Here is a 7,006-nt window from a genome sequence, read left to right as displayed (position 1 = left end):
CCCCTCCTCCCCACTCTCCCCACAGTCCCTCCACACACCCCCCGCGGGGGCGCGGGGGGGCGGGGGCCCCCCCCCGGCGGGGGGGGGGGGCCGCCGGCCCCCCCCCCCCCCCCCCCCCCCTCCGCTCACCCTCGGGTCACAACGACAGCTCCGGCTTCAACCGGCCGGGCGTCCACACCCGCTGCCGCCAGGCGGCGATCGTGCTCAGCAGCAGCCCCGCCACCAGGTAGGCGATCAGCACCAGCGCGGACGTGCCCGCGGCCTCCAGGCCCGGCCCGCCGTAGAGCAGGTGCCGCAGCGCGGTGACCACGTAGCTCAGCGGCAGCACCTGGTGCAGCGGGTGCAGCGGCGCCGGGATCGTCTGCCACGGGAACGTGCCGCCCGCGGTGACCAGCTGCAGCACCAGCACGATCAGCGCGATGAATTTGCCCTTCGGCCCGAACGCCGCGTTCAGCGCGTGCACCACGGCGGTGAACGCGAACGAGGTCAGCACCAGGAACCCGAGCGTCAGCCACGGGTGCGCCGGGCTCACCCCGACGCCGAACACCACGACCAGGTACAGCAGCACGGCCTGCGCGATGCCCACGATCCCGGCGGGCAGCCACCCGCCGACCGCGATCTTCCACGGCGCCACCCCGGAGGCCAGCGCGCGCTGGGACAGCGGCCGCATGATCAGGAACAGCACGAACCCGCCGATCCACAGCGCGAGCCCCATGAAGAACGGGGCGAGCCCCGCGCCGTAGGTGGCGGCCTTGACCTGCGCGTCGTTGTTCACCGCCACCGGGTCGCCGATGGTGCGCGCGGTGTCCTCCCTGGTGGCGTCGTCCAGGTCGGGGATGTCCTGCGCGCCCTTGCCGAGCTCGTCGGCCAGCGTGTGCGATCCGTCGACGAGCTGCCCGGAACCGTCGGCGAGCTGGTGCGATCCGTCGGCGAGCCGGTCGGCGCCGTCGGTGAGCTCCTCGGTGCCGGTGACGGCCTGCTGCTCGCCCTGGTGCAGCTGCCGGGCGCCGGAGTCGAGTTCACCGCCGCCGCCGACGAGGGTGCCCGCGCCGTCGTTGAGCTGCCCGATGGCACCGGTCAGCGCGGGCGTGGAGTCGGCCAGCTTCCGGTTCCCGTCGGCGACCTGCCGCGATCCGTCGGCGAGCTCGTCGATCTGCCCGATCTGGGCCTGCACCTTGTCGTTGGCGTCGGTGATGGGCTGGTTGAGCTCGTCGAGGTGGGCGAGCACCCGCTGCACGGTCTGCTCGTCGGCGCCGGTGGCGCGCAGCTGCTCGGCGATGCGGCTCTTGGTCTGCTCCAGGTCGTCGACGAAGCCCTGCGAGACGTCGCCGAGCTTGCCCGCGGTGTCGGCGAGCTTCTCGTTGCCCTGGGCGACCTGCTCGGCGCCGTCGGCGAGTTTCGCGGACTGCTCGGGCAGCGGCGCGGTGCGCTCCTGCAGCTGCTGGAGTCCGCCGCGCAGCTGCTGAGCACCGTCGGCGAGCCGTCCGGTCCCGTCGGCGAGCCTGCCGGAGCCGTCCAGCAGCTGCCGCTGCCCGTCGAGCAGCTGGTGCGCGCCGGAGGACAGCTGCCCGGTGCCCTCCTCAGCGGTGCCGAGCCCGTCCTGCAGCCGCCCGGCGCCGTCGGCGAGCTTGCCCGCGCCGTCGGCGGCCTCCAGCGTCTTGTCGTGCACCGTGCCGTAGCCGAGCAGCAGCTGGTCGGCGGCTTCGGTGCCCGCGTCGGCGGCGACGGCCTTGCGCACCTCGCCTGCGACCTTGTCGGCGATCGTGGAGATCAAGTAGTTGTTGGTGTCGTTGGTGACCAGCCGCAGCTGCGCCTGCCGGGGTTCGAAGTCGCCGGGCGACATCAGCGCCGCGGAGAAGTCGCGCGGCACGACGAGCGCGAACGTGTAGCGGCCCTGGGCGACGCCCTGCTCGGCGTCCTCGGCGCCGGTGCGCTGCCAGTCGAAGGAGCCGGAGTCCTCCAGCTCGTCGTAGACCTTGTCCCCGGCGTCGAGCCTGCTGCCGTCCTCCCGGGTGGCGCCCGCGTCGTCGACGACGACGGCCGCGGGCACGTCGCCGAGCCGGTTGTACGGGTCCCAGTTCGCGTACAGGTACATCGCCCCGTACAGCAGCGGAACCAGGGTGATGGCGACCAGCGCGAGCCGCGGCAGCTTGCCGGAGGTGAGCCTGCGCAGTTCGGTCAGGGCGAGGCGGAACGTGGTCATCGGGCACCTTCTTCGGCGCGGTTGTCCGCGCCCACTCGGGCATGGGGGACGGCGAGCCGGTCGGCGGTGTGCGGCGAGCAGAGCACGACGACCGCGCGCTCCCTGCGGGCCTCCCGCTTCGCCAGCTCGTACCAGGAGCCGGGGTCGCCGCCGTGCCGGTCGGGCGTGTCGAGGACCAGCGCGTCGGTGGTCTTCGCCGCGCACGCCAGGTCGACGAGCAGCCGGGTCCGCTCGGCGGCGGGCAGGTTCTCCACCCGGGTGCCCGCGTGCTCGGTGAGGTCGTGGGCGGCGAGCCAGGTCCGGACGGCGGACCGGCCGGAGCGGCGGCCCGCGATGCTGAGGCCTTCGGCGACGGCGGTGCGCACGGGCACGCTCGGTTCGGGCTCGGTGATCTCCGGTCCGTCGACGATCGCGACCCGGCGGCGCAGCGCCCTCGGGTCGTCGGCACCGTCGACGAGGACGCGGCCGCGGCTCGGCTTGAGCCGGCCGGACAGGGCGAGGGCCAGGGCGGTGTGGCCGGAGTGGGGTTCTCCGGTGACCACCAGCAGGTCTCCGCTGTTCACGTGCAGCGAGGTGGGGGCGAGCAGCGTGCTGTGCGCCCCGGTGACCTCGACTGCGTCAGCGACGATCTCCACGCGTCGTCTCGACTCCTTCACAGCGGTGGGGGTCAGCGCAGCGCCGTTGCCGGGCGCACCTCCCACATCGTCCACAGCGGCCGGTAGCCCTGGCGGGGCCAGAACACCGACGACAGCGGGTTGGGCGGGTTGTAGTAGAGGAAGCTGCCGACGACCCCGGCGCGCGCGAACTCCGCGTGCGCTTCGGCCATCAGCCGCTGTCCCACGCCGCCGCCGCGGGCCCGTTCGTGCACCGACACGCAGTTCACGTAGGCCCACCGGCCGGATCGGAGCCGGTGGCCGCCGGAGTGGCGGTCGGGGTCGATCCAGCCGCACTCGGCGAGTGCGACCGGTGTGCCGTCCTGTTCGGCCAGCCACACCGGGTCGCCTCCGGGTCCGCTTCCGGCGGCGAGCCGCAGGCGCGCTGCGTTGCGCTTGAGCTCGGCCGTCCGGGGGCGGTGCACCGATGCGCCGACGAGGGCGGCGTAGGCGTGCTCGGCGAGGGCGAGCTCGACCACGGCGTCAAGGTCGGCCGGTTCGGCGCGGCGCACCTTTACGGTACCAGACAGTTTCGTATCTAGTGCGACAGGCGGGGCGGGCGGTCGGATCGCCAGGCAGGACAGCGGGACGAAGCCGTGGTCCAGCAGCGCGCGCGACGCCTCCGCGTCCCGGCTCGGCCAGGTCACCACGCACGACGAGTCCTCGGCCGGGGCCCCGTGCGCGGCCAAGCGGCTCCGCCACTCCGCCAGGAGGGCGGCCATCCCCGCGCCCGGGTGCTCGCCGAGCAGCGGGAAGAGCTCGAAGGAATCGGTGGCCTGCCACAGGCTCTGCGCCGACCCCGGCGGGTTCCGGGTGTGCGCGACCAGCCCGGCGACCGCCGTCCCGTCCGGCAGCCGCGCCAGCAGCGGATCGCCCTTCGGCAGCAGGTACCGCTCCGGCAGCCGGTGGTCCAGCGCGGCGAACCGCGCGCACTGCCGGTCCAGCAGGTCCTGCGCGTCACCCATGTGCGCCGCCACCCCTTCGCCTAGCCGCCGGGCGACCAGGATTCTGGCAGCCCGCGACGATCACCGCGCCCGAACGGCGCGACGGGGGCGTGTCGCCCGCGGAGATCAGGCCAGTTCGCAGCAGAAGATCGACGTACCGGGGAAGAGCTTCCCGCGCAGGCTGCTCCACTGCCCCCAGGTGTGCGTGGCGCCGGCGGGCCACTCCGGCTCCACGACGTCGAGCAGCCGCAGGCCCGCGGCGTTCAGCTCCCGCACGTAGTCGCCGAGCGTCCGGTGGTGCTCCACGTACGTGGCGCGCCCGTCCCCGTCGATCTCCACGTAGGGCGTCCGGTCGAAGTAGGACTGCGCGACGGTGAGCCCACCCGGCCCGGGATCGTCCGGGAAGATCCAGCGCATCGGGTGCGTCACCGCGAACACCCAGCGCCCGCCCGGGCGCACCACGCGCGCGACCTCGCGGAAGACCGCGCCGACGTCGGCGACGAACGGCACGCCGCCGAACGCCGAGCAGGCCAGGTCGAAGCTGTCCGCGGCGAAGGGCAGCGCGTCGGCGCTGGCCTGCACCAGGGGCACCTCGATGCCGCTGTCGGCGGCGCCGCGCCGCGCGTGCCGCAGCATCCCGGCGGAGATGTCCAGCGCCACCGGGTGCGCGCCCTGCGCGGCCAGCCAGCGCGAGCAGGGGGCGGAACCCGCCCCGACCTCCAGCACCCGCTCGCCCGCGACGTCGCCGAGCAGCCGGGCGTCGGCCTCCCGGACCCGCTCGGGGCACCACACGAAGTCGCTGGTGCCCAGGAACTCGCCGTGCTCGGCCTGGTAGTCGTCGGCGTCGGCGTCCCACCACAGCCGGCTCGCCCGCCGGGACTCGGCCGCGTCGGCAGTGCGCTTGCTCACGCCCGCGGTGCCCAGCGCCAGCTCCGCGGAGGCGTGCGCGGAACCGCCGTCCGGCTGGTCTTCCGTCGCCGGATCGAGTGAAATTTCGGGGGCGGCCGAATTGTCGTGCGGCATGAGAAGTCCTGTGGTTCGGTGTTTCGCCGACAAGTGGTTTGCTCCGCGAGCGCGCGAACGCGTACGATACCGCCCGCGCCGTGGGTCTTAACGCGTCCGTGCATTCAGGCTGGGGAAAGACGCCCGGGACCGGCTCCGCCGGTCGGCTCCGCCGACCGCCGCTGCCGGAGCCGAGCTTCCCGGCAGGTTGCGTGCCCCGATCGGGATTAACGACGGGGGGTCCGGCGTTCGACTGTGGAGTGGTTCCGCCGGGTCCGAGGACGTGGCGGGCCGCGCCGGCCGGGGAAGCAGCGGGTGACCGCTCGAACCCGATCCGGGAGTCGAACACCGCCGGGCCGAGAGCGGACGGACCTGTTCCGCCGGTTCCGCCCGCAGAGGTGTCGGTCCCGGGGGCTAAGATCCAAGGTGCAACCCCCAGCGGGTCGTGCGCGGATGCGTGCTGGTAGGTCTGCCAGCCCGGTCCGCCACCGCCGAGGCGGGGGACAACCGCAGGCAACCGACAAACTATCCGTACCGGAGCAACCCACCTGATGTCCACCGACACCACCACCGTTCCGACCACCGCCGCCACCAAGCCGCAGGTCGCGGTCAACGACGTCGGGACGGAGGAGGACTTCCTCGCCGCCGTCGACCTAACCATCAAGTACTTCAACGACGGCGACATCGTTGAGGGCACCATCGTCAAGGTCGACCGCGACGAGGTGCTGCTCGACATCGGTTACAAGACCGAGGGCGTCATCCCGTCCCGGGAGCTGTCCATCAAGCACGATGTCGACCCGGCTGAGGTCGTCACCGTCGGCGACTTCGTCGAGGCCCTCGTCCTCCAGAAGGAGGACAAGGAAGGCCGGCTGATCCTGTCCAAGAAGCGCGCCCAGTACGAGCGCGCCTGGGGCACCATCGAGGAGCTCAAGGACAAGGACGAGCCCGTCAAGGGCACCGTCATCGAGGTCGTCAAGGGCGGCCTCATCCTCGACATCGGCCTGCGCGGCTTCCTGCCCGCGTCGCTGGTCGAGATGCGCCGCGTCCGCGACCTGCAGCCCTACGTCGGCCGCGAGCTCGAGGCGAAGATCATCGAGCTGGACAAGAACCGCAACAACGTGGTCCTGTCCCGCCGCGCCTGGCTGGAGCAGACTCAGTCCGAGGTCCGCAGCGAGTTCCTCAACCAGCTGCAGAACGGCCAGGTCCGCAAGGGCGTCGTCTCCTCGATCGTCAACTTCGGTGCGTTCGTGGACCTCGGTGGCGTCGACGGCCTGGTGCACGTCTCCGAGCTGTCCTGGAAGCACATCGACCACCCGAGCGAGGTCGTCGAGGTCGGCCAGGAGGTCACGGTCGAGGTCCTCAACGTCGAGATGGACCGCGAGCGCGTCTCGCTGTCGCTGAAGGCGACGCAGGAAGACCCGTGGCGCCAGTTCGCCCGCACCCACGCGATCGGCCAGATCGTGCCGGGCAAGGTCACCAAGCTGGTGCCGTTCGGTGCGTTCGTCCGGGTCGACGAGGGCATCGAGGGCCTGGTGCACATCTCCGAGCTGGCCGAGCGCCACGTGGAGATCCCGGAGCAGGTCGTCCAGGTCGGCGACGACGTGATGATCAAGGTCATCGACATCGACCTGGAGCGTCGCCGGATCTCGCTGTCGTTGAAGCAGGCCAACGAGGGCTTCACGCCGGACTCCGAGTTCGACCCCACCCAGTACGGGATGGCCGCCGAGTACGACAACAACGGCGACTACATCTACCCGGAGGGCTTCGACCCGGAGACCCAGGAGTGGCAGGAAGGCTACGACACCCAGCGCGAGGAGTGGGAGCGCCAGTACGCCGACGCGCTGTCCCGCTACGAGCAGCACATGAAGCAGGTCGCGAAGGCCGCCGAGGCCGACGCCGAGGCCGCTGCCGCGGGTGCTTCCGGTGCGGGTTCCGAGCAGGGCGGCGGGAACTACTCGTCCTCCGGCTCGTCCGAGCAGCAGGACGACGCGGGCTCCCTGGCCAGCGACGCCCAGCTGGCCGCGCTGCGGGAGAAGCTCTCCGGCGGTGCGTGATCTGACGGTCTCCGTCTGATCCGGAACGGATAGGCACGACGGGCCCCCCCCGCGGGGGCGGGGGGGGGGCGGGCGCCCCGCCGGGGGGGGGCGGGGGGGGGGCCGGGGGGGCGGGGGGGGCCGCGGGGGGGGGGGGGGGGGGGGGGGGGA

General features: G+C 73.0%; 5 protein-coding genes. 1 reads left to right on the top strand and 4 read right to left on the bottom strand.

What is annotated here, in order from left to right:
* Nucleotides 1-136 precede the first annotated feature (136 nt).
* The 4 genes from LCD33_RS01700 to LCD33_RS01685 form a co-directional block, all read right to left on the bottom strand.
* A complete protein-coding gene (locus LCD33_RS01700) occupies nt 137-2,203 on the bottom strand; it encodes a YhgE/Pip domain-containing protein (protein ID WP_224977447.1) in 2,067 nt (688 codons plus the stop codon).
* Entirely contained in the window at nt 2,200-2,838 is a 639-nt protein-coding gene (locus tag LCD33_RS01695; RefSeq protein ID WP_224965949.1) for an ATP-binding cassette domain-containing protein, read from the bottom strand. The genes LCD33_RS01700 and LCD33_RS01695 overlap by 4 nt, the downstream gene beginning before the upstream one ends.
* Nucleotides 2,839-2,870: 32 nt before the next feature.
* Nucleotides 2,871-3,821 (bottom strand): GNAT family N-acetyltransferase, encoded by a 951-nt coding sequence (locus LCD33_RS01690; RefSeq protein WP_224962927.1) that lies wholly within the window; start codon nt 3,819-3,821, stop codon nt 2,871-2,873.
* A 105-nt stretch (nt 3,822-3,926) separates the two neighbouring features.
* On the bottom strand, nt 3,927-4,823 hold the full coding sequence (locus LCD33_RS01685) for a class I SAM-dependent methyltransferase (protein WP_224965951.1): 897 nt from the start codon (nt 4,821-4,823) through the stop codon (nt 3,927-3,929).
* A 530-nt stretch (nt 4,824-5,353) separates the two neighbouring features.
* Here LCD33_RS01685 and rpsA point away from each other — a divergent pair.
* Nucleotides 5,354-6,856 carry a 30S ribosomal protein S1 gene (rpsA, locus tag LCD33_RS01680; RefSeq protein WP_224962930.1) on the top strand — a complete coding sequence of 501 codons (1,503 nt, stop codon included), beginning with the start codon at nt 5,354-5,356 and terminating at the stop codon, nt 6,854-6,856.
* Nucleotides 6,857-7,006 lie beyond the last annotated feature (150 nt).

Source organism: Saccharopolyspora sp. 7B, from assembly GCF_020177435.1.
Lineage (GTDB): Bacteria > Actinomycetota > Actinomycetes > Mycobacteriales > Pseudonocardiaceae > Saccharopolyspora_C > Saccharopolyspora_C gregorii.
Note: the sequence above shows the minus strand (reverse complement) of the source record. Positions and strands in the feature narration are given on the sequence as shown.

Coding starts and splice junctions, on each gene's coding strand:
- LCD33_RS01690 (WP_224962927.1), bottom strand. CDS start 3,821: ATGGGTGACGCGCAGGACCTGCTGGACCGGCAGTGCGCGCGGTTCGCC.
- rpsA (WP_224962930.1), top strand. CDS start 5,354: ATGTCCACCGACACCACCACCGTTCCGACCACCGCCGCCACCAAGCCG.
- LCD33_RS01685 (WP_224965951.1), bottom strand. CDS start 4,823: ATGCCGCACGACAATTCGGCCGCCCCCGAAATTTCACTCGATCCGGCG.
- LCD33_RS01700 (WP_224977447.1), bottom strand. CDS start 2,203: ATGACCACGTTCCGCCTCGCCCTGACCGAACTGCGCAGGCTCACCTCC.